The sequence below is a fragment of the Dermacoccus sp. 147Ba genome (genome assembly GCF_004151355.1).
Classification (GTDB): Bacteria; Actinomycetota; Actinomycetes; order Actinomycetales; family Dermatophilaceae; genus Dermacoccus; species Dermacoccus abyssi.
Genome location: NZ_SEHL01000002.1, coordinates 126,059 through 148,235 on the forward strand (window position 1 = coordinate 126,059; position 22,177 = coordinate 148,235).

General features: G+C 69.7%; 20 protein-coding genes and 1 riboswitch. Of the genes, 9 read left to right on the plus strand and 11 right to left on the minus strand.

Annotation, left to right across the window (positions count from 1 at the left end):
• The first annotated feature begins 46 nt into the window (after positions 1 to 46).
• From EVU97_RS02885 to EVU97_RS02905, 5 genes are all read left to right on the plus strand, one after another.
• Positions 47 to 1,150, plus strand: coding sequence for a GHMP kinase (locus tag EVU97_RS02885; protein WP_205744850.1), 1,104 nt, complete (start codon positions 47 to 49; stop codon positions 1,148 to 1,150).
• Entirely contained in the window at positions 1,150 to 1,773 is a 624-nt protein-coding gene (locus tag EVU97_RS02890) for an SIS domain-containing protein (RefSeq protein ID WP_165357856.1), read from the plus strand. Before EVU97_RS02885 ends, EVU97_RS02890 begins: the two co-directional genes overlap by 1 nt.
• A gap of 2 nt (positions 1,774 to 1,775) precedes the next feature.
• Positions 1,776 to 2,354 (plus strand): HAD-IIIA family hydrolase, encoded by a 579-nt coding sequence (locus tag EVU97_RS02895; RefSeq protein ID WP_165357857.1) that lies wholly within the window; start codon positions 1,776 to 1,778, stop codon positions 2,352 to 2,354.
• A 70-nt stretch (positions 2,355 to 2,424) separates the two neighbouring features.
• Positions 2,425 to 3,480, plus strand: a complete 1,056-nt coding sequence (locus EVU97_RS02900) for a DUF3068 domain-containing protein (RefSeq protein WP_129663397.1) — start codon at positions 2,425 to 2,427, stop codon at positions 3,478 to 3,480.
• Positions 3,481 to 3,482: 2 nt separating this feature from the next.
• Positions 3,483 to 4,469, plus strand: coding sequence for a UDP-glucuronic acid decarboxylase family protein (locus tag EVU97_RS02905; protein WP_129663399.1), 987 nt, complete (start codon positions 3,483 to 3,485; stop codon positions 4,467 to 4,469).
• Positions 4,470 to 4,582: 113 nt separating this feature from the next.
• Here the strand turns inward: EVU97_RS02905 and EVU97_RS02910 are convergent, their stop codons facing one another.
• The gene (locus tag EVU97_RS02910) at positions 4,583 to 5,419 is read right to left on the minus strand and encodes a class I SAM-dependent methyltransferase (protein WP_129663401.1); all 837 of its coding nucleotides are present in this window, start codon (positions 5,417 to 5,419) and stop codon (positions 4,583 to 4,585) included.
• A gap of 389 nt (positions 5,420 to 5,808) precedes the next feature.
• Between EVU97_RS02910 and rpsA the strand changes: the two genes are divergently transcribed.
• Both rpsA and EVU97_RS02920 read left to right on the plus strand, forming a co-directional pair.
• Positions 5,809 to 7,308 carry a 30S ribosomal protein S1 gene (gene rpsA / locus EVU97_RS02915; protein WP_047312744.1) on the plus strand — a complete coding sequence of 500 codons (1,500 nt, stop codon included), beginning with the start codon at positions 5,809 to 5,811 and terminating at the stop codon, positions 7,306 to 7,308.
• Positions 7,309 to 7,418: 110 nt separating this feature from the next.
• Complete coding sequence (locus EVU97_RS02920; RefSeq protein WP_129663403.1) at positions 7,419 to 8,162, plus strand: cobalt-precorrin-6A reductase; 744 nt, start codon at positions 7,419 to 7,421, stop codon at positions 8,160 to 8,162.
• Between the two features lie 19 nt (positions 8,163 to 8,181).
• Here the strand turns inward: EVU97_RS02920 and cbiB are convergent, their stop codons facing one another.
• Genes cbiB through EVU97_RS02955 form a run of 7 tightly spaced genes read right to left on the minus strand, consistent with a single transcriptional unit; the run spans position 8,182 to position 16,604 of the window.
• On the minus strand, positions 8,182 to 9,120 hold the full coding sequence (cbiB, locus tag EVU97_RS02925; RefSeq protein ID WP_129663406.1) for an adenosylcobinamide-phosphate synthase CbiB: 939 nt from the start codon (positions 9,118 to 9,120) through the stop codon (positions 8,182 to 8,184).
• Positions 9,117 to 9,650, minus strand: coding sequence for a bifunctional adenosylcobinamide kinase/adenosylcobinamide-phosphate guanylyltransferase (locus EVU97_RS02930; protein ID WP_129663837.1), 534 nt, complete (start codon positions 9,648 to 9,650; stop codon positions 9,117 to 9,119). The genes cbiB and EVU97_RS02930 overlap by 4 nt, the downstream gene beginning before the upstream one ends.
• Positions 9,647 to 10,411: an adenosylcobinamide-GDP ribazoletransferase gene (locus tag EVU97_RS02935; RefSeq protein ID WP_240730107.1), complete on the minus strand. Its 765-nt coding sequence runs from the start codon at positions 10,409 to 10,411 to the stop codon at positions 9,647 to 9,649. Before EVU97_RS02935 ends, EVU97_RS02930 begins: the two co-directional genes overlap by 4 nt.
• Complete coding sequence (gene cobA, locus EVU97_RS02940) at positions 10,404 to 11,393, minus strand: uroporphyrinogen-III C-methyltransferase (protein WP_129663408.1); 990 nt, start codon at positions 11,391 to 11,393, stop codon at positions 10,404 to 10,406. Before cobA ends, EVU97_RS02935 begins: the two co-directional genes overlap by 8 nt.
• Entirely contained in the window at positions 11,390 to 13,852 is a 2,463-nt protein-coding gene (locus tag EVU97_RS02945; RefSeq protein WP_240730108.1) for a cobyrinate a,c-diamide synthase, read from the minus strand. Before EVU97_RS02945 ends, cobA begins: the two co-directional genes overlap by 4 nt.
• A 26-nt stretch (positions 13,853 to 13,878) precedes the next feature.
• Entirely contained in the window at positions 13,879 to 14,493 is a 615-nt protein-coding gene (gene cobO, locus EVU97_RS02950) for a cob(I)yrinic acid a,c-diamide adenosyltransferase (protein ID WP_129663412.1), read from the minus strand.
• Positions 14,493 to 16,604 (minus strand): VWA domain-containing protein, encoded by a 2,112-nt coding sequence (locus EVU97_RS02955; protein WP_129663413.1) that lies wholly within the window; start codon positions 16,602 to 16,604, stop codon positions 14,493 to 14,495. Before EVU97_RS02955 ends, cobO begins: the two co-directional genes overlap by 1 nt.
• Positions 16,605 to 16,659: 55 nt before the next feature.
• A riboswitch (cobalamin riboswitch) is annotated at positions 16,660 to 16,786 on the minus strand.
• A gap of 81 nt (positions 16,787 to 16,867) precedes the next feature.
• Here EVU97_RS02955 and cbiE point away from each other — a divergent pair.
• Both cbiE and EVU97_RS02965 read left to right on the plus strand, forming a co-directional pair.
• Positions 16,868 to 18,097: a precorrin-6y C5,15-methyltransferase (decarboxylating) subunit CbiE gene (gene cbiE, locus EVU97_RS02960; RefSeq protein WP_205744851.1), complete on the plus strand. Its 1,230-nt coding sequence runs from the start codon at positions 16,868 to 16,870 to the stop codon at positions 18,095 to 18,097.
• Complete coding sequence (locus tag EVU97_RS02965; protein WP_129663417.1) at positions 18,094 to 18,846, plus strand: cobalt-precorrin-4/precorrin-4 C(11)-methyltransferase; 753 nt, start codon at positions 18,094 to 18,096, stop codon at positions 18,844 to 18,846. Before cbiE ends, EVU97_RS02965 begins: the two co-directional genes overlap by 4 nt.
• A gap of 25 nt (positions 18,847 to 18,871) precedes the next feature.
• Here the strand turns inward: EVU97_RS02965 and cobJ are convergent, their stop codons facing one another.
• From cobJ to EVU97_RS02980, 3 genes are read right to left on the minus strand one after another with little or no spacing between them, the layout of a single operon-like run.
• Positions 18,872 to 20,413, minus strand: coding sequence for a precorrin-3B C(17)-methyltransferase (gene cobJ, locus EVU97_RS02970; protein ID WP_129663419.1), 1,542 nt, complete (start codon positions 20,411 to 20,413; stop codon positions 18,872 to 18,874).
• Entirely contained in the window at positions 20,410 to 21,072 is a 663-nt protein-coding gene (locus tag EVU97_RS02975; protein ID WP_129663421.1) for a precorrin-8X methylmutase, read from the minus strand. The genes cobJ and EVU97_RS02975 overlap by 4 nt, the downstream gene beginning before the upstream one ends.
• Positions 21,069 to 22,169 (minus strand): cobalamin biosynthesis protein CobG, encoded by a 1,101-nt coding sequence (locus EVU97_RS02980; protein ID WP_240730109.1) that lies wholly within the window; start codon positions 22,167 to 22,169, stop codon positions 21,069 to 21,071. Before EVU97_RS02980 ends, EVU97_RS02975 begins: the two co-directional genes overlap by 4 nt.
• Between the last annotated feature and the right edge of the window lie 8 nt (positions 22,170 to 22,177).

Below are 22,177 nucleotides of genomic sequence, written 5' to 3' on the forward strand. Positions count from 1 at the left end.
GTAACGTGCGGCGCGCACGCATCGGTCGAATGGAGGCTAGCCGCAGATGAAGGCTCATGAGGGGGCAACCCCCACAGGCGACGCCGCACCGGCCGGTCGTGACTGTCTCGATTACCGCAAACCCGTTCTGCGGGCGCGTGCTCCGCTGCGGGTGAGTTTCGCCGGCGGCGGCACGGACGTCGCGCCGTTCCCCCAGCGTGAGGGCGGCTGCGTCCTGTCGGGCACCATCAGCCAGTTCGCCTATTCGACGCTGCGCCCGCGCACCGACGGCCGGATCACTGTCCAGTCGCTCGACTTCGGGTATTCGATCGGATTCGGCGTCGACGACCCCGTGGAGTACAACGGTCAGCTCGACCTGCCCAAGGCCGCCATCGCGCGCATCCGGACGATTCCGGGCGCCCACGCCGTCACGGGCTTCGACCTGTTCCTCCACACCGCAGCGCCGCCCGGGTCGGGTCTCGGCAGCTCGAGCGCCGTCATGGTCTCCGTCATCGGTCTCGTCGCGCAGCACTGCGGCCTCGACCTCACCGAGTACGAGATCGCCGAACTCGCCTACCGCCTCGAGCGTGAGGACCTCGGCATCCCCGGTGGTTCGCAGGACCAGTACGCCGCAGCGTTCGGCGGCTTCAACTTCATCGAGTTCACCGGCGACCAGGTCGTCGTCAATCCGTTGCGCGTGCGCGAATCGACGGTGCACGAGCTCGAGCACAACATGCTGCTCGCCTTCACGGGTCAGACGCGCGTGAGCGACCACATCATCGAGGACCAGCGCAGCCGGTACGAGACGGGCAACGCGACCGCGCTCGAAGGCCTGCGGGCTCAGAAGGAGCTCGCGGCGCAGATGAAGATCGCGCTCGTGCGCGGTGAGGTCGACACGATCGGCCACCTCCTCGGCGAAGCGTGGCGTGAGAAGCAGAAGATGTCGGAGCGCATCACGACGCCGCTCATCGACGAGGCGATGAAGCGTGCCCTCGCGAGCGGTTCCCTCGGAGGCAAGGTCACCGGCGCCGGCGGAGGCGGCCACATGGTCTTCGTCTGCGAGTTCGAGCGTCGCCACCTCGTCGCCCAGGAACTCATCGACCTCGGCCTCACCGTCTCCGAGCCGATCTTCAGCCGCGACGGCGTCACGACCTGGAGAGGACAGAACTGATGGCTCACCCGATCGAGGACGTCGCGCCCGACGCCATTGGCGCCGCGACGACCGCGCAGCTCGACGCCGGCATCGACGCCTGGCTGCACCTCGCCGAGGCGCTGCGGGAGCCCGACCTCTCGGCCCAAGTGCGCGCCGCCGGCGAGGCCCTCGTCAGTTCGCTCGCCGCAGGCGGCAAGGTGCTCGTCGCCGGCAACGGAGGGTCTGCAGCGATCGCGTCCCACGTCGCGGCCGAGTTCATCGGCAAGTGCATCCACGACCGGGCGCCGCTTCCGGCGGTCAACCTGGCCGAAAGCCTGTCGTCGATCACTGCCATCGGCAACGACTACGGCTACGAGCACGTCTTCGACCGCGGTGTTCGCGCGCTCGCGCGCCCCGGTGACGTCTACCTCGCAATGTCGACGAGCGGTCGCAGCGCCAACATCGTGCAGTCCGTCGCGACGGCGCGGGAGATGGGCGTGACGACGATCGCGATGACCGGGCTCGGCGGTGAGCACCTGCGCGACGCCGTCGACCACCTCCTCGTCGTGCCGAGCGTGGAGACGCCCCGCATCCAGGAGGTCCACATGCTGTGGGCCCACGCCTGGTGCGAGGCCGTTGACGTCCTCAGCCAGCGCACCTGACCGTGACGCCGACGCGGGAGTGGCTCTGCGGCCTGGCCCACGAGCCGTTGCCTCGACCGACCACCGCGGGTGGCCTCGACGCCGTCCTGCTCGACCGTGACGGCACGCTCAACATCCTCAAGCCCGGCTATCGCACACTCGGCGACTTCGAGTTGCTCCCCGGCGCTGCCGAGTCCGTGGCACGGCTCAACGCCCTCGGGGTGCCGGTGGTCCTCGTGACGAACCAGCGCGGGATATCGACAGGCGCGCTCACCTGGGACGCCCTGGCAACCGTCCACGCGCACCTCGTCGAGCAGTTGGCAGCCGAGGGCGCTCACCTCGACGACATCCGCCTGTGCCCGCATGCCTCAGGGGAGTGCACCTGCCGTAAGCCGTCACCCGGCCTCATCGACGCCGTGGTGGCCGAGAACGGCTGGATCGGGCGGAAGCGAACCCTCTTCGTCGGCGATGCGGAGTCCGACGAAGAGGCTGCGAAAGCCGCCGGTGTCCACTTTCTCGGCGTGGCGAGTGACGTGGGTCTCATCGACGTGGTGGACTCTGTTCTGACGCTGTGGGAACGTCCGAGGTCATCTACTTCGTGAATCGGGTCACACGAGGGGCTCCGAAGGTGTTACCGTCGCGTAAGTTTTCTCGTTCCCCTAGGAGGATCCAGTGCGCAAGGCTGCTGTGATGATCGGATTCGGGGCGTTCTTCCTCACGATGGCGCTCCTCATGCGGTTCTACGCCTACCCCAAACTCGCGGTCGTTCCGCTCAACCAGAACACGCAGCAGACCGTGGCTGACGACAACGCGAAGTACTTCGACGCCGACAAGGTGAAGGCCGGCAGCGGCAAGATCCTCACCAAGGCAACCGTCGTGGCCGACAAGGCCGCGAGCGAGAAGGTTTCGAAGGAGCTCGGTCGCGACGTCGTCGTCATCGACCAGTGGCAGTCCACCGACAACTTCGACGACAAGGGCCAGATGAAGGCCCCGCCGATGAGTGCCACGACGCAGCGGGTCGCCATCGACCGCTCCACGGGCGAAGCCGTCAAGTGGGACGGTAACGAGCTCAACGGCAAGCCGGTCGACATCAAGGGCCAGACGATCAAGTTCCCCTTCCAGGTCGACAAGGACGCCAAGTACGAGTACTGGGACACGACGCTTGCCAAGGCCATCCCCGTGAAGTTCGCGGGCGAGGACAAGATCAACGGCATGAAGACGTACAAGTTCACGCAGTCGGTCCCGAAGACGACGTTCACCAAGATGGACGTCCCCGGCGAGATCTTCGGTCTCGAAAAGGGCAAGCAGACGGCCGACCGCACGTACGCCAACGAGCGCACCATCTGGGTCGACCCGGTGACCGGCGTCATGATGAAGCTTCAGGAGAAGCAGAAGCAGACGCTTGAGGTGGAGGGCCAGGAGCCCGTCAACGCGATGGACACGACCTCCACGATGACGCCGGAGACGGTGGCCAAGAACGTCGACGAGTACAAGTCGAAGGGCAGCCAGCTCAACATTCTGCGTAACTGGGCGCCGCTCGTGCTCGGCCTGCTGGGTCTGCTCGCGCTGGTCCTGGGTCTCATCGTGTCGATGCGTGCGCGCCGCTCGGTCGGTGCCCACGCCGAGGAGCGTCGCGACGACTACCGCGACGACTACCGTGACGGCAACGGGAACGACAACGCCAACATGGTGTTCGGTGACCGCCGCGACGACGGGGTTCAGTACTGACCATGCGCGTCGTCATCACCGGCGGGGCAGGGTTTCTCGGCTCACACCTGGGCGAGACCCTGCTCCGCCGGGGTCATTCAGTGGTGGCCGTCGACAACTTCGTCACCGGCCGCGCCACCAACGTCGCCCACCTCGTGGGTGATCGCTTCGCTCTTGTCGAGCACGACGTGACGGAACCGTTCGACATCGACGGCGACGTCGACGGCGTCCTGCACTTCGCCTCGCCCGCCTCTCCGGTCGACTATCTCAAGATGCCGATCGAGACGCTGCGCGTCGGGTCGATGGGTACGCAGAACGCGCTCGAGCTGGCTCAACGCAAGGGCGCGAGGCTCGTTCTCGCGTCGACGTCCGAGGTCTACGGTGACCCGCAGGTTCACCCGCAGCCCGAGACGTACTGGGGGCACGTCAACCCGGTGGGTCCGCGCGGCGTCTACGACGAGGCCAAGCGGTACGCCGAGGCTCTCGTTCTCGCTTACCGCGACAACCGTGGGGTCGATGCGTCGATCGTTCGCATCTTCAACACGTTCGGTCCGCGGATGCGCCCCAACGACGGTCGAGCCATCCCGAACTTCGTGCGTCAGGCGCTGGCCGGTGAACCGGTGACGGTGAGCGGCGACGGTAGCCAGACCCGTTCGATCTGCTACGTGGACGACCTCGTCGACGGCATCCTTGCGATGCTGCTCGAGACGCACGACCCGGGCCCGGTCAACATCGGCAACCCGCACGAGATCTCGATGCGTGACCTCGCGCAGTGGATCATCGACCTCACGGGTACCTCGTCCGAGATTCAGTACATCGCCCGCCCGACGGACGACCCGACGGTGCGCCGTCCGGACACGACGAAGGCGCAGGCGCTCCTCGGCTGGTCGCCGAAGGTGAGCGTCGAGACGGGCCTGGAGCGCACCATCGCCTGGTTCCGCGAGCACCCCGAGGCCGACGAAGGGCACGTCCTCACGGCGGGGGAGACCGAGCACATCCTCAACCGCTGAGAACACGAACGAGAGGGCCGATCACGTGAGCACGTGGTCGGCCCTCTCGTTATCCGTCGGCCTTGCGGACGTCTCCAGGGGCCTGTGGCCGCCCTTGTTCGAGGCGAGCATCTTCAGGTGCGGGGCTTTCGCCCGGTGAGGACGAGCGTGCCGGGCACGAGATTTCCTCGGAGGGGGCTCCAGCCGCCCCACGTCTGGTTGTTCGCCTCCTTCCACGGCAACTCGCGCAGCTGTTCGAGGACGAGCCCGGCGCCGAGCAGCTCCGCCACGCGGGCTTCGAGGGTGCGGTGGTGCTCGGCGTACAGCACTCGCTCGCCGCGCGCCTCGGCGTAGGGCGTCGTGTCGAAGTAGGAGTACGTGACCAGAAGGCCGCTCTCGTCGGGCACGTCGGGAAGCGTCCAGCGAAGAGGGTGCGTCGTGGAGAAGGCGACGAGGCCGCCGGGCTTCGTCACGCGGGCGAGTTCGCGCATGAGGGCAGCCGTGTCGGCGATGAACGGAACGGCGCCGAAGGCGGAGAACACGACGTCGAACGCGTTGTCGGCGAAGGGCAGGCACGACGCGTCACACTGCGCGAGAGCCGGCCCGGCGTGCTTCGGCACGGACGCCGATTGCCGGGCGTCATCGATGTGTGCGCCCTGGCGCAGCATGCCCAGGGACAGGTCGGTGGCGACGACCCGCGCTCCCTGGCCCGCGCACCAGCGCCCGGCCTGTGCTGCGCCCGAGCCGAACTCGAGCACGTCCCGCCCGTCGAGGGAGCCCTCCGGTCCCAGAATGCGCAGCTCCGCCTCGGTCCACCCCTCCGGACCCCAGACGAGCTCGGCGTCACCGAGGAAGGCGCCGTGCTCGGCCATGTACTCGTCGGCCTCGCCGTCCCACCAGGCGCGATTGGCCCGGGTGCTCTCTGGCCCCGATACGGTGAAGCGACCGGCGCGGTCGGGCGTCTCGTTCATGGCCCCGACGCTACGGGAGGGGGAGGCCGTCCGTCGTCGCGGCCCCGCGGAATGACGCGGCGACGAGCGTCCAGCGCGTTCCCAGGCCCGGTTTGGGTGACGGTGCGCCGTTCGATAGGATGAAGGCGCGTATCGCTGTGGTTTCGTGCCCGATCACTTCGGATCCGACCCGTTCTGCGCTCACAAGGCTGTCACAGGCCGAGGGGGCACGCAGTGGGAACGACCAGGTGACCGAAGGCGAGACGCTCGAGAATCACAACGCGCGGGTGCATTCTGCAGCCGTGCACCGTGAATTCGAGTGCGATACCTAGCTTGTCCTGTCCGCTCAGGGCGTGCGCCTCCCGGCTGTGCGTCCTCCCGAATTGCCCACCGAAAGTTACTTCTTACACATGACTTCCACTACGACCTCCCAGATCGCTGTCAACGACATCGGTTCGGAGGAAGAGCTGCTCGCCGCCATCGACGCGACGATCAAGCACTTCAACGACGGTGACATCGTCGAAGGTGTCATCGTCAAGGTTGACCGCGACGAGGTTCTCCTCGACATCGGTTACAAGACCGAGGGTGTCATCCCCTCGCGCGAGCTCTCGATCAAGCACGACGTCGACCCCGGTGAGGTCGTCAACGTCGGTGACGAGGTCGAAGCCCTCGTTCTCCAGAAGGAGGACAAGGAAGGCCGCCTCATCCTGTCCAAGAAGCGTGCGCAGTACGAGCGCGCCTGGGGCACGATCGAGAAGATCAAGGAAGACGACGGCGTCGTCACCGGTACGGTCATTGAGGTCGTCAAGGGTGGTCTCATCCTCGACATCGGCCTGCGCGGCTTCCTCCCGGCTTCGCTCGTGGAGATGCGTCGCGTCCGCGACCTCCAGCCGTACGTCGGCAAGGAGATCGAGGCCAAGATCATCGAGCTCGACAAGAACCGCAACAACGTCGTTCTGTCGCGTCGCGCGTGGCTCGAGCAGACCCAGTCCGAGGTCCGCACCACGTTCCTCAAGGAGCTGCAGAAGGGCCAGGTGCGCTCCGGCGTCGTCTCGTCCATCGTCAACTTCGGTGCGTTCGTCGACCTCGGTGGCGTCGACGGTCTCGTTCACGTCTCCGAGCTGTCCTGGAAGCACATTGACCACCCGTCCGAGGTCGTCGAGGTCGGTCAGGAAGTCACCGTCGAGGTTCTCGACGTCGACATGGACCGCGAGCGCGTCTCCCTCTCGCTCAAGGCGACGCAGGAAGACCCGTGGCAGCACTTCGCTCGCACGCACGCCATCGGCCAGGTCGTGCCGGGCAAGGTCACGAAGCTCGTTCCGTTCGGCGCGTTCGTTCGCGTCGAGGACGGCATCGAGGGCCTCGTCCACATCTCCGAGCTCGCTGAGCGTCACGTGGAGCTGCCGGAGCAGGTCGTTACGGTCGGTTCCGACATCTTCGTCAAGGTGATCGACATCGACCTCGAGCGTCGTCGCATCTCGCTGTCCCTCAAGCAGGCCAACGAGGACGGCGCCGCGGCTGCCGAGTTCGACCCGACGCTGTACGGCATGGCTGCCGAGTACGACGAGCAGGGTAACTACAAGTACCCCGAGGGCTTCGACCCGGAGACCAACGAGTGGCTCGAGGGCTACGAGGCTCAGCGCGAGAAGTGGGAGAAGCAGTACGCGGACGCCCACGCTCGCTGGGAGGCTCACCAGGCTCAGATCGAGCAGGCGCGCAAGGACGACGCCGAGGCTGCTGCCTCCGGCGAGACGGCCCCGACGTCCTACAGCTCCAGCGCTTCCTCCTCGTCCTCGACGTCTTCGTCGTCCTCCTCGTCCAGCTCGTCCTCGAGCTCGACGCCGGCCGAGGGCACGCTGGCTTCCGACGAGGCTCTCGCCGCTCTGCGCGAGAAGCTCACGGGCAACTGATCCCACCGGTGACGCGCAGTCGCGTCACCACGGATCATCCGAGAAGGCCCCGTTCGACCTCACGGTCGGGCGGGGCCTTCCGCATGCCCGTGGGGTCGTAGGGTTGCGGGGTGAACGAACCGAAGGTGCTCGTGCTCGGGGGCACGGCCGAAGCGCGCGACCTGGCGTCCTCGCTCACCGAGGCAGGTGTGGGCGTGCTCTCCTCGCTTGCGGGCCGGGTGTCACGGCCACGGTTGCCCGTGGGCCCGGTGCGGATCGGCGGTTTCGGCGGAGCTGACGGGCTGGCGGCCTTCCTGCGCGACGGCGGGTTCACCCACCTGGTCGTGGCCACACATCCGTTCGCAACACGGATGGCGGAGAACGCTCGCGAGGCTGCCGCTCCGGTCGCGGTGCCCGTTGTCAGGTTCGCCCGACCGGGGTGGGAGGGGCACCCTGATGCCGGAACGTGGACGTGGGCGGACGGCTACGCCGCCGCCCGCACCGCGGCAGAAGGCTTGGGCGAACGTCCGTTCCTCACGACGGGGCGTCAGACGCTCACTCACTTCGCGCCATGGGCGGATCGCGACGTCCTCGTGCGGGTCGTCGAACCGCTCGCAGCGCCCCCGCCCCGGTGGACGGTCGTGCTCGACCGTGGGCCGTACGACGTCGAGGGCGAACGCGCCCTCATGCGCGAGCACGGCATCGACGTCCTGTTGACCAAGGATTCTGGCGGCCGGTACACCGAGGCCAAGCTGACGGCCGCGCGGGAGCTGGGCGTTCGGGTCGTCGTCGTCAGGCGACCCCCATCACCGGCCGGAATGCGCGAACTCGACGACGCAGCAGCGGTCGTGCGGTGGGTGAACGACCAGGGCTAGCTTGCTCGTGCCCGAGGGTCTACCGGCGTCGAAGCCGTCCACCCATGGCGGTCGCGGTCACTGCGGCCCCGAGGACGACGAGGCCGACCTGTCGCGTCAGCGTTGCCGCGCGCCGGATATCACGGACGGACACGGGACGGCCGTCGCCCAGCTGACCGCGGTCTTCCACGCGGTCGCCATAGGTGGTGAGCCCCCCGAGCTGCACACCGAGGGCGTACCCCGCAGCCGCTTCCACGGGGCCGGCGTTGGGGCTGGGGTGCCGTGCGCCGTCGCGGGAGGCGCCGGTGAGCACGCGCCGCGCCGCACTCGTGCCGTCGGTCGCACCTACGACGGCAGCCGTTGCGAGCAAGCTGACCCGCGCCGGCGTCCAGTTGAGGACGTCGTCGAGGCGGGCGGCGGCCCAGCCGAAGTCCGCGTAGCGCTCGGACCGGTGTCCGACCATCGCGTCGAGGGTGTTGACGCAGCGGTGGAGCACGATCCCAGGAGCGCCCGCGAGAGCACCCCAGACGAGCGTGGCTGCCACGGCGTCGGACTGGTTCTCGGCGAGCGATTCGACGACGGCGCGGGCGACGTCGGGGGCCTCCAGCGCGCTCCTGTCCCGGCCCACGAGTGACCGGATCCGCTGGCGGGCGCCTTCGAGTTCGCCCTCGAAGAGCAACTCGTGCACCGCGAGTGCCTCGCGCTCGAGACTGCGGCCTCCGAGGGCGGCCCATGTGACCGCGGCGGTGACGAGCGTGCGCGAGGCGGGGCCGTGCGTCGCGAGCACCGCCAGCCCCACCCACGGGGCCGTCGTCACGACGACGAAGCAGGTGCCGCGCGTCCGGCTGGGTGCGTAGAGCTGCCGCTCACACGCCAGAGCCCACGTCCCGAAGCCCGCCACAGGGTGGCCACGCTGTGGGTCGCCGAGCAGGCGGTCGGCACCGTAACCGAGGAGAAGTCCGAGCGCGCGTGCGTTCATCGGTGTGCGTCCTTGATGACGAGGGGGCAGCCCGCGACCACGAGGACGACCTCGTCACAGGCAGTGGCGATGCGTTGGTTGAGCCGGCCGAGTTCGTCGGTGAACAGTCGGCCGGAGGCGTACGGAGAGACGAGGCCGAAGCCGACTTCGCTCGTCACGATGACGAGGTCGTCCTCGTAGTTCGCGATGGCGCCGACGAGAGACTCACTCGCGTCGCGGTACGCCGTCTGCCATCCGCGCCGCGGGTTCTCGTCGTTCCAGGCTTCGAGGGCGTCGAGCGTGCGCGAGAGCCAGTTGCCGACGTCATCGAGCAAGATCGGGCCGGTTGTCGCGGTGAGGGCTGCCGCAACGTCGAGGGTTTCGAGCGTCCGCCACGAAGCCGGCCGCCGCTCCTGGTGGAGCCGTACCCGCTCCTGCCAGTCGGCGTCGTCGCGGGGTGCGCCGGTGGCCACGTACGTTGCGTCGGCGAGGAGGCCCTCGGCGTAGGTCGACTTGCCCGAGCGAACGCCTCCCGTGACGAGGGTCTTCATCGCCACGCTCCGGAAGCGAGCACGACGAGGAGGGCCGCGGTGGCGAGTTCGACGGCGGCGCCGAACACGTCGCCGGTGATACCACCGAAGCTGCGACGACACACGAGGACCAGAGCGCACACCACGACGACGGCGACGGCGGCCGCGACGCACGCTCCGATCGGCTGCAGGCCGGACAGAGCCGCGACCCCAGCCAGAGCGAGGCCGACGAGCGCGACGACAAGCGCGGCGATCGTGGGGGAGACGGTGCGCGTCATGAGGGCGCCCATTCCTCCGGTTGTCGCGGGGGATGGGCCGGCTGCCAGGGCGGGACAGGCGGCCCGGCCGGCGCACCACGCGGCTGAGACGAGGAGGGGGTGATCGACGAGGGCCGCCACCCCGGCCGCTTCCAGACCCAGCACCACGACGAGGGCGACCGCGCCCATGGGGCCGATGTCGCCTCGCTTCATGACGGCGAGCGCCCGCTCGCGATTCCATCCGGCGCCGAGACCGTCGGCAGTGTCGGCGAGTCCGTCGAGGTGCATGCAGCGGGTGAGCAAAGCGGAGACAGCCACAGCGAGGAACCCGACGACGAGCGGACTGAGTTGCGCGAGATCGGCGGCCCACACCGTGAGGCCGACGCCCACCGCCACCGGGAGAGCCGCCACCGGTGCGAGCGTCATGGCGACGCGTGCTGTGGAACGGGAGGTGTCGACCTCCCCGACCGGAACGACGCTCAGGGTGCCCATGGCCAGTCGCAAACCCGCGAGGAGGCTAGCCATCAGCGCCTCCCAAAGCCGTGACAACATCGCCGATCACCGTGATGGCCGGCGGCTCGAGCCCGCCTCGCGCCACGGCGTCGGCAAGGTCGGCGAGCGGTGTGACGACGTGTCGTTGCGTCGGTGTCGCACCGTCGGCGATGCAGGCCGCCGGCGTGGTTGGTGCCAGGCCGTGGCGTTGGAGCTCGCCGGCGATCGCTCGCAGGTTGGCCACGCCCATGAGCACGACGATCGTCAGCCCGCCGGTGGCGAGTGAGCGCCAGTCGACGGTGCAGCGCGGGTCGCCGGGCGGCACGTGGCCGCTGACGACGCTGAAGCCCTGCGTGAGGCTGCGATGGGTGAGCGGGATGCCTGCGAGCGCCGGAACCGCGACCGCGGAGGTCACGCCGGGGACGAGCGTCACCGGGACGCCGGCGTCGGCGCAGGCGAGCCACTCCTCGCCGCCGCGGCCGAAGACGAAGTTGTCGCCGCCCTTGAGGCGGACGACGTGCTTGCCTTCGCGGGCGCGCTCGACGAGGAGGGCGTTGATCGTCTCCTGCGGCGTGAATTCCCCGCGCGGGATCTTGCCGACGTTGACGAGTTCGGCGTCCGGCCGCGCTTGCGCGAGTGAGGCCAAGGGCGCGAGCCGGTCGTAGACGACGACGTCGGCCTGCTTGACGGCCTCGAGCCCAGCCACGGTGAGCAGCCCGGGGTCGCCTGGGCCGCCTCCGACGAGGACCACCGCCCCCGTTGCCTTCCGCGCGGAACTGCCCGAACTTCGGGCGTCGGGCGCAACACCCTTCAGGTGCGCGGACGCGTCGACGACCAGGGCATACGCGAAGGGGTCCGGCTCCTCGACATGGGTGAGCTGGCCCCGCGCAGCCAGATCCTCCGTGACGGCGGACCGTTCCTGCGCGGGAACGTCGACCCGAAAGCCCCGTTCTGCGAGGTCGGCGACGACAACCCCGACGCGCTCGTCGGTGCGATGGACAAGAGCTTGCTTCATGACCTGGGCTCCCTCGGGTCCGCCTCGCCGGTTCGCTGGAGGACTCGCCCGAGGGCGGCGAGGAGGGCGTCCGTCGTCAGCGGGTCACGCACAGCGAGTCGGATCCATTCGGGCCCGAGGCCGGGAAAGGTCTCGCAACGCCGTGTGGCGAAGCCCTCCTCTCGCAGTCGTGCGTGGACGCCCGTTCCCACCTCGACCGTGACGAACGGTGCGCGGGACGGCAAGGGGTCCAGACCGAGCGCGCGTAGTCGGTCGACGAGGTGTTCGCGCCACTGCTCGGTCTCGACAGCCCACTCAGCCACCTGGCGCAGGGCGCTTGGTGAGGTCGTGAAGATCGCGGCCTCGGCCGCGAGCGTGTTGACCGACCAGTGCGGTTGGGCGTGAGAACACAGGGCGACGAGCTCGGTGTCGCCGACGAGGTAGCCGGCGCGCAGGCCGGCGATCGACCAGGTCTTCGTCAGCGAGCGGACGACAAGCAGGCCCTCGACGTCGTCGACGGGTCCGTTGACGAGCGAGGCGTGCTCGCCGGGCACGAGGTCCATGAACGCCTCGTCGACGACGAGGATCCGGCCCGGTCGGCGCAGGGCGAGAAGCTCGGCCCGGGAGTGAAGCGCACCCGTGGGGTTCGTCGGGTTCCCGACGACGACGAGGTCGGCGTCATCCGGAACGCTGTCGAGGCTCTCGCCGAGCCACGTTCGCACGATGTGAGGTCTCGGCCGATGGCCTGCGCGCTTCAGGGCGGCGTCGGGCTCGCTGAACTGGGGGTGAACCACGAGGGGCGTGTCGAACTCGAGACCGCGCGAGATGAGGGTGAAGGCCTCCGCCGCACCGTTCGTCAGCAGCACCTGATGCGGCGCGACCCCGTGACGCGCTGCGACGGCGTCCCGGGCGGCATCGGCACGGGGGTACGCCGCGAGGCCGGAGAGATTGGAGGCGAGGTGCCGCGTGAGGTCGGCGGGTGGCTGCGCGGCGCGGACGTTGACGGCGAAGTCGATCAGTGCCTCGTCCAGCTCGTCGTCGCCGTGGAAGAGCGTGGGGTTGCCGACCGGCGTTTCCCCGGAGAAGAAGCTTCGTCCGTGGGCGCCGGGCGCAGACGGAGCCTGCGGGCCGGCGTGAACGGCGTCCGCGAACGTGACGGCCCGCTCCGGCGCTCCGGCCCAGTGCGTGTGGAGGTAGGACGCGTGAACGGTGGGGTGCCCGGCGCCCGCGGGGTCGAGCGCGAATCCCTCGGCAGCACCGTCGAACTCCCAGGCGGGCTGCCCGCCCGTACGGGGCTCGGTGACGGTGCGGTGGAACTCGTGGCCGCGCACGGGCGGGTTGTCCGGGAAGGCTGGGTCGATCGCCTCGCGGTAGCCGAGGGTGAGGCGCGGGCTCATCGTCGCGCGCGCGTCGATGACGTCGGCGAAGCGGTGTCCGTCGACCTCGGCGAGGAGGTAGAGCATGCCCGCGCACTCAGCGACGGTCGGTACCCCCGCGCGGACAGCCGCGGCAACGTGATTGAGCAGCGATCGGTTCTTCGCGAGCGCCGCAGCGTGTACCTCCGGGAAGCCGCCGCCGAGGTAGAGGCCACGCGTGCCCTCGGGCAGAGCCTCGTCCGTCACGGGATCGAAGACGACGGGTTCGAGGCCCTGGGCGCGCAGCAGCTCGTCGGTCTCGGCGTAGCGGAATGTGAAGGCGCGGCCGCCGGCGACGGCCACCCTGGGTCGTTCGTCACCGGGCGCGAGCTGACGCGCGGGTGGCGTCCACGGTGTCGCCTCAAGCGGCGCCGCGGCGCGGGCCACCTCGAGCAGCGCATCGAGGTCAATGTGCTCTGCGGTGGCACGCGCGAGGTGGTCGAGCGTGGCGCGGGCGTCCGCGCTCTCCTCGGCGGGCACGAGTCCGAGATGGCGGGACGGAACGCTGACGCCTGCGTCGCGCGGCATGGAACCGAGCACACGGATGTCGGCCTCGGCGCAGGCCCGGCGCACTTCGTCGGCGTGCCGCGGCGACCCGGCCTTGTTGAGGATGACGCCCGCGACGTCGAGGCGCGGGTCGAACGAGCGCAGCCCGTGAACGACAGCCGCAACGCTCCGGCTCGCCGAGGAGATGTCGACGACGAGGACGACAGGCGACTGTGTGAGCCGAGCGACGTGAGCCGTCGAGGCGAAACCGTCCGTGCCGAGTCGACCGTCGAAAAGGCCCATGACACCTTCGATGACGGCAACGTCCGCAGGGTCCGGCTGGTGGGCCCCGGCGAGCAGAAGCGGCGCGATGCGTTCCTCACCCTGCATCCACGGATCGAGGTTGCGCCCGACGCGCCCCGTGGCGAGCGCGTGGTAGCCGGGGTCGATGAAGTCCGGGCCGACCTTGGCCGGCGCCACATTCAACCCGCGCGCGGCCAGCGCGGCCATGACACCGACGCTGACCGTCGTCTTGCCCTGCCCCGACGAGGGCGCAGCGAGGACGACGCGAGGGAGCACGTGTGAGTCGCGCGCCCCTGATCCACTCACCATTCGATGCCCCGCTGGCCCTTCTGGCCGGAATCGAACGGGTGCTTCACCTTCGTCATCTCCGTCACGAGATCGGCGACCTCGATGAGCGCGGGGTGCGGGTCACGTCCGGTGATGACGACGTGCTGGTGGCCGGGGCGCGAGGACAGGGTCTCGGCCACCTCGTGCGGGTCGATCCAACCCCACTTGATGGGGTAGGTGAATTCGTCGAGGACGTAGAAGCCGTGTGTATCGGCGGCCAGTCGTCGCTGGATCTCGCGCCACCCCTCGAGCGCATCGGCAGCGTGGTCCTCCTCGGAGCCGGCGCGGCGCGACCACGACCAGCCGGAGCCCATCTTGTGCCACTCGACCGGGCCACCCTGGCCCGTGCTCGTGTGGACTTCACCGAGCGCTTCGAGCGCGGCCTGCTCACCGATGCGCCACTTGGCGGACTTCACGAATTGGAAGACGCCGATCGACCAGCCCTGGTTCCAGGCGCGCAGCGCGAGCCCGAAGGCGGCCGTCGACTTGCCCTTGCCCGCGCCGTGGTGGACGACGACGAGGGGGCGGTTGCGGCGCTGACGGGTCGTGAGGCCGTCGTCCGGAGTGCTGGGGGTCTGTCCCTGGGGCATCAGGCTGCCTTCCCGTTCGAGGTGCGCGGCGTCGCCGCGGGAGCGATGGCGTCGATGAGGCCGGTGGCCGAGACCTGCTCGAGGGGTACGTGACGGGCCAGCATCCGCTGGGCGAGCTGCCCCGCGAGGCCGAGTCGGAAGCGTCCCGATTCGCAGTCGACGACGATCGTCTCGACGTCGAGGGAGTGCCACCTATCGGCCACGTCGAAGGCTCGCTCGAGGGCGCGCTCGCCGCTCGTCGCGCGGCCGTCGGTGACGAGCACGAGCAGGGGACGTCGGTTCGGGTCGCGCAGCCGCTCGATGCGCAGCACGTCCGCCGCTTCGAGCAGGCCCTCCGCGACAGGGGTGCGCCCGCCGTGCGGAACGTCGGCGAGCAGGGTCGCGGCTCGGTCGACGGAGGAGGTCGGCGGCAGGACGAGGCGGGCACCGTCGCCGGCGAACGTCACGAGGCCAACCTTGTCGCGACGCTCGTAGGCGTCGAGCAAGAGCGAGAGCACGGCGGTCTTGACCTCGCTCATCCGCTTGCGTGCGGCCATCGAGCCCGAGGCATCCACGCAGAAGAGGACGAGGTTGGATTCACGGCCCATGATCCGCGCATGGCGCAGGTCCGCCGGTTCGACGAGGAGCCCCGAGCCGGGCTCGGCCTTCCGTGCTACTTGCCGCACGGCCGCTTCGCGGACCGTCGCGAGGAGGTGGACCTTGCCCTCACGATCGGGGCGTACACCGACGACGCGGCCCGTCGTCGTTTCGGCGCGGCTGCGTCGTCCGGCCTCACCTCGACCGATGCTCGACAGTTCGAAGCGCTGTGGGCGGTAGGGGGCGCCGACCGATGCCGTCGCGACGGGTGCGGCCGCGTTCTGCGGTTCGTCCTGTGTATCGGCAGGGCTCTGATCCGCCTCTGTCTCGGCGTGCGTGTCGTGCGAGGACGTGGGTGACTGCTCGTCACGCGGGCTGTCGTCCTGGGCAGGCGGCGATTGAGGAGAATCGGCGCTTGGCCCGTCAGTCGCTTCGCTCCCGTCGGCGGCCTCGGAGTTGGACGGCTCCTCGTCGTCGGGCTCCTGCGGCTCGTCGCCGGGATCGTCGCCGCCCTCGGGCGGCGGGGGCGGTTCCTCGTCGAGCAGCCGATCGAGAAGGTCTTCGTCCAGGCCGGGCGGGTCGAAGGGGCCGCGGCGTCGGCGGTGTGCGAGCGCAAGGACGGCCGCTGCGCGGATGTCCTCACGCTCGACGGCGTCGGCGCCACGCCACGCGGCGTGCGCACTGGCCGTTCGCGCGATGACGATATCGGCACGCATCCCGTCGACGTCGAAGCCGGCACACACGCGGGCGATGGTGCGCAGCGCCCACGGGGAAAGGACAACCCCTCCGACACGCTCCTGGGCCGCGGCGATGCGCTCTCGCAGGCGAGCCTGATGGCCCGCGAATCGTTCGAGGAACGCATCGGGGTTCGCGTCGAAGGCGAGGCGACGCGTGACGACTTCGGCGCGGACCTCGGGGTCACGCGAGGCTGCGACGTCGACGGAGAGGCCGAAGCGGTCGAGCAGCTGGGGGCGGAGTTCGCCCTCCTCGGGGTTCATCGTGCCGACGAGGACGAAACGGGCTGCGTGCGTCACCGACATGCCGTCACGCTCGACGGTGTTGCTGCCCATCGCGGACGCGTCGAGCAGGAGGTCGACGAGGTGGTCGTGCAGGAGGTTGACCTCGTCGACGTAGAGCAACCCACGGTTGGCCTCGGCGAGCAGGCCGGGGCGGAACTCGGCGCTGCCGGCGCCCAAGGCCCGGGCCAGATCGAGCGAGCCACTGACTCGGTCGTCGCCGGCGCCGACGGGAAGTTCGACAAGACGGACCGGGCGACTCGTGGCGTCACCGTCGGCGTCGTGAGGGCCGTCGGGGCAGTTCGGCTCCGGGGTCCGCGGGTCGCAGCTGTAGCGGCATCCGGCGACGACGTCGATCCGGGGGAGCACGTCGACGAGCCCGCGCACGATGGTCGACTTGGCCGTGCCCTTCTCGCCGCGAACGAGCACACCACCGATGGCCGGTGAGATTGTCGTCAGCACGAGAGCCAGTTCGAGGTCGTCTGCGCCGACGACGGCCGTGAAGGGGTAACGGGACATCACGAATCCTCCTGGCAAGTGACCACGCTTGCCGTACGAGATGCCACGGCTCGTGCACGTGGCAGGTGATGACGACGTCCTGGCTCGCTTCGAAGGGAAGCTCACAGTGGCGGGACCGCTCCGGATTCTCACCGGTATTCCTCGTCATGCAACCGGGAGACATCATGGCAGACGCGCGCGCCGTGGTGGTGTCCGGGCCGATCCGAGGTTTCGCGTCCCTCAGGGCCGCCGTCGGTGCTCAGCGTTGTCGTAGGGTGTCGGCCATGATCGAGGTCGTGGGCATCGGGGACGACGGGTGGAGTGGTCTCTCTGAAGCCTCACGACACCTCGTGGAACGGGCTGACACCGTCATCGGAAGCCCACGTCAGCTCGACCTGCTGCCGTCGATGGGACAGCAGGAACGGCGACCCCTGCCGTCGCCGCTGCGCGACAACCTGCAGTCGCTTGTCGGCGAATCAGGCAGGCACACAGTTGTTCTCGCATCCGGAGACCCGTTTTTGTCGGGCATCGGAACGACGCTGATCAAGGCAGTTGGTCGGGAGGCGGTGCGTGTCCACCCGGCGCTCTCGTCGGAGGCGCTGGCCCGCGCTCGGATGGGGTGGTCGGCGGAGTCCGTCGACGTCGTCACCCTCGTCGGCCGCTCCACGGACCGTTTCCTTCCGTTCGTCACCCCTGGTGCCCGTCTCGTCCTGCTCTGTTCGGACGGTGACAGCCCCGCGGAGGTTGCACGCCTCGCCGTGGAGGCAGGCGCCGGAACTGCACAGCTCACCGCGTGGTGGCACCTCGGTGGCCAGAACGAGGGCTCGCACAGCACCACCTGCGCTGCGTGGGGTGACGAACGCACCCCTGACCTCGTCGTCGTGTGCCTCGAGGTCGGTGTTCTCGACGCCGAGCCACAAGCCCTCGGGCCCGCCCCCGGTCGTGCCGACGACGCTTTCGAGCACGACGGACTCATCACGAAGCGAGACGTGCGTGCCACCGCCCTCGCCCGGCTGCGCCCGTGGCCCGGTCAGGTCCTGTGGGACCTCGGCGCCGGCTCGGGGGCCGTGGGGATCGAGTGGTGCCTCGCTGCCCCGCGGGCCCGCACGGTCGCCATCGAGCGCGATCCCGACCGTGCCGATCGGGTGACGCAGAACGCCGCCCGCTTCGGCGTCTCCTCCCGCGTGGACGTCCACGTCACCAGCACGAGCGCCGCCGTGCGCGACGACGACCTGCCTCGACCGGATGCCGTCTTCCTCGGCGGTGGACTGGATCGTGACGTCCTGGACGCCGCGATTGCAGCGTTGCGGCCCGGTGGTCGTCTCGTCGCCCACGCCGTGACGAGAGAGAGCGAAGCGCTGCTTCACGAGGTACACCGCACGCACGGCGGCTCACTCACCCGCCTTGCCGTCGAACATCTCGAGCCTCTCGGGCGCTTCAACGGCTGGAAGCCTGCCCGTAGCGTCGTTCAGTGGTGCCTGACGCGGCCCCCCAGGTCGAAGGAGTCCGCATGACCGTCCACTTCATCGGTGCCGGTCCGGGAGCGGCCGATCTCCTCACGCTGCGCGCCGTGAACCTGCTCGAGCGCTCGTCGGTGTGCCTGTTCGCCGGCACCTACCTCGACGCGGCCGTGCTCGCTCACCTGCCCGCCGACGCCGAACGTATCGACACGCAACGTCTCGACCTCGACGACATCACGCGCCTCATGGCCGAGGCTCACGCCCGCGGAGCGGACGTCGCGCGGCTGTGCTCGGGCGACCCGTCGATCTACTCGGCTCTCGCCGAGCAGACCCGACGACTCGACGCTCTCGGGGTGCCGTGGGAGGTCTGCCCGGGCGTGCCCGCCTACGCGGCCACAGCCGCCGTCATCGGACGAGAGCTCACGGCCCCTGAGGTGACGCAGTCGCTCGTCCTCACCCGCGCCCAGCGCGATTCGACGAAGATGCCGCCGGGGGAGGAGCTTGCGAACTTCGCCCGCACGGGTGCGACCCTCGCGCTGCACCTGGCAATCCGTCACACGGACCGGTTGTGCGTCGAACTCGCGGAGCACTACGGCCCGGAATGCCCTGTTGTCGTCGGGTACCGCGTGAGTACGCCCGAGCAGCTCGTCCTGCGCGGAACGCTGACCTCGATGCCTGCCCTGGTGGCAGATGCCGCGCTGCGTCAGGCCGCTGTCATCCTCGTCGGCCCTGCCCTCGCGAACGACAACTTCGTCGAGTCGCACCTCTACAGCGCGTGTCGCGAGCGTCCGACCGGCGACTGACGCTCGGCGCCCATCAGGCGGTACCTCAGCTGACGAAGCGCGGCGTCCAGACGCGGCCGTCCTCGGTCATCCGCGTCGAACTCGCGCCGACGATGACGAGGCACCCCATGTCGATCGTCTCCGGATCCAACTCGCCGAGCGTCGTCGTGCGCAGTTCCTCGGCGTCGCGACCGACGTGGCGAGCCACGGCCACCACCCGGTCGTGGGGCAGCTCCTCGCGCAGGACGGTGAGCGCGTCGCCGAACTGGTGCGGCCGGCTCGCCGATCGGGGGTTGTAGAAGGCCATGGCCAGATCGGCTTGGGCGCAGGCTCGCAGTCGCGCGTCGATGACATCCCACGGCTTGAGGCGGTCCGACAGCGAGATGAGCGCGTGATCGGCACCGAGGGCCGCGCCCGCGAGGGCCGACGCGGCATGAGCTGCCGTGATGCCAGGAACGACGTGCACGGTGACGTGGCGCAGACCGGCGTCGGCGTTCGCGCGCGCCTCGAACACCGCTGACGCCATGCCGAACACGCCCGCGTCGCCACCCGAGACCACTGCGACGTCCTCGCCGTCGGCGGCAAGGCGCAGCGCGAGGGCCCCTCGGTCGACTTCGACGGTGTTGCCGCTCGCGTGACGCGTCAGCCCGGGGCGCTGCGGCACGCGCTCGACGTACGGCGCGTACCCGATGACGTGGGCGACTCGACCCAGGACCTCGGTCGCTTCGGGGCTCAGCCAGCGGTCGGGACCGGGCCCGAGGCCGACGACGTGAACCGTCCCTACCGCGCCCGACGGGCTGGTTGACGGAGCCGGTGCGGATCCCTCCGCGCGGCCGGCAGCGTCAGCCCGCCTGTCGAGGCCGGGAACGACGACGAGCGCCATGTACGGCACGGTCTCGGGATCGACGTCGGCGACCGGCAGCACCCGTTCGCCGTCGCGGCTGGCCCGCTCGACGTACACGGCACGCTCGAGCAGGTTCGCCTGACGCAGTGCCTCATGCACATTGGCGAACGTGCGCCCGAGCTTCATGATGACGGCGGCGTCGGTGTCGGCGAGGCGACGCGCGAGTTCCGGCACGGGCAAGGTGCCCGGCAGAACCGTGAGCACGTCCTCGTGACGGCACAACCCTGAACCGATGGCCGCCGTCGCGCCGGAGACGGACGTGACGCCGGGAACCCGATGCGTCTCGAACTCCTCGGCGAGCAGGTCGTGGACGTACATCGACGAGCCGTAGAAGAAGGGGTCACCCTCCGCGAGGAGGACGACGGTGCGTCCCGCGCGCAGGTGCGCACCAAGCCGGGCGGCGCAGTCCAGGTAGAAGTCCGCCAGAGCGCCGTGATATCCGCGCGGATGGGCAGCCTCCCCGGTCGTCACGGGGTAGACGAGTTCCTCCTCGACGGCGGGCACCGCACGTTCGGCGAGGAGTTCGGCAACGATGGAACGCGCGATGCTCGATCGCTTCGGGCCCCGGTGGTAGGCGACGACATCCGCCGACTCCACGAGGCGGGCCGCTTTGAGGGTGAGGAGGTCGGGATCACCCGGCCCGAGCCCCACGACGTGCAGAGCTGCTGGTGCCGGTGCGCTCATGCCAGTTCGTCCCGCGTCGCGAGAGCGTTGATCGTGGCAGCAGCCATGGCCGAGCCGCCCCGACGTCCGTGCACCGTGAGCCACGGCACCGGCCCGCCCTCGGGTGCGAAGGTGCTCAACGCGATCTTGGATTCGGCTGACCCGACGAAACCGACCGGCATGCCGATGATCGCCGCGGGGCGCGGGCCGCCGTCGGCGATGACCTCGAGGAGGTGGAACAGCGCCGTCGGAGCATTGCCGATCGCGACCACTGCGCCGTCGAGCCATGGCTCCCAGAGCGAGACAGCCGCCGCGGAGCGCGTCGTACGCCACTGGCGCGCGAGGTCGGGCACCGCCGGGTCACGCAAGGTGCAGCGCACCTCGTTGTCGGCCGGAAGGCGTCGGCGCGTCACGCCGTTCGCGAGCATGAACGAGTCGGTGAGAATGCTCGCGCCTGCGCTGAGGGCGTCATGGACGGCGTCGGCTACGTCGGGGCTTCCCTCGATCTCCCTGACGATGTCGACGTCTCCTGCCGCGTGGATGATGCGTACGGCCGCCGTGTGCAGCGATGCAGGCAGGGCCGACAGGTCAGCCTCGCGGCGGATCGTCGCGAACGACTCTCGGTAGATCGCCTGCCCGTCCCGTTCGTAAGGGTAGCGGCGGGTGGGGAGCCTCGTCATCGGTCACCTCGTGCGTCGGCCACGTCGTCGGCGCTGCGCGGCGCCACGACGAGGGTGTGGGTGGAAGTCGGTCGGCCGCAGGCTCGTTCGCAGCCCACGATGTGAAGGCGTCCGTCGGCCTCGGGGGCGGGGGTTGTGCGGGCGATTTCGACGGTGGGGGAGTCGGTGCGGCGGCAGAAGGGCGCGCCGATGCAGGCCGTCACGCGGCGTCGCGGATCCGTCGCGCAGTGGAATCCGGCCCCGATCAGTTCGTCGATCGCCTCGGGCGACGTGTCGGCGGGTAGGACGAGGCTCCGGTGCGGCGTCACGACGATCCGTGCCGACGAGCCGAGGGTCGCGACCAGTGCTGCGACGAGGGTGGGCGTGAGGAAGCCCAGCGGTACGCCGAGTTCCGTCAGCTCCACGACGTTCGCGCCGATCGGCCCCGATCCGGCAGCGCGCCGAGACACGGTCGGGGCACTGTCGAAGGTCTCGAAGCCGACGAACAACGGTGAGTCGGAAGGCAGGTCACGCACGTTCCACACGGCGTCCGAGTCACGGAGGGTGAGGAAGCGGTTCGCCACGCCGAGCAGAGCGCTCACGGCCTCGGCGGGGGAGCAGGGGCGCGACTGTCGCCCGGCGAGGAGGCGACCGGATGTGGGCGAGAACTGTTGGAACGCCACGTCGTACGGCGCGTCCAGCGAAGGGCCCGTCTCGTCGGAGAGTGCGAAGAGCCACCGTCCCGGAAGCGTGGCGAGGGCGTCGTCCCGCTGCAGTCGGTCATCGAGTTCGCTGACCAGCCAGTCTAGTTCGGGCGACGGGTCGGCAACAATGTTGCGAACGCGCTCGTGGGTGGCCGAGGGGAGCAACCCCAGTCGCTCCACCGTCCGGACGAAGGGCTCCGGCAGCGGCTCGGGCAAGCCGCGGAGTTGAAGGTTGCCGCGTGACGTCAGCTGGACGAAGGGTGCCCCGAACTCCTCGGCGAGAGCGGAGATGTCGACCAATTCCGTTGTGTCGGTGCGTCCCCCAGGAAGTCGCAGCCGGACGATGGCGCCGTCGTCGGCTGCGAACGGTCGCAGCACTCCGGGGCAGCGATCGTGAATCTGGCGGGACGGCACGGCGCCAA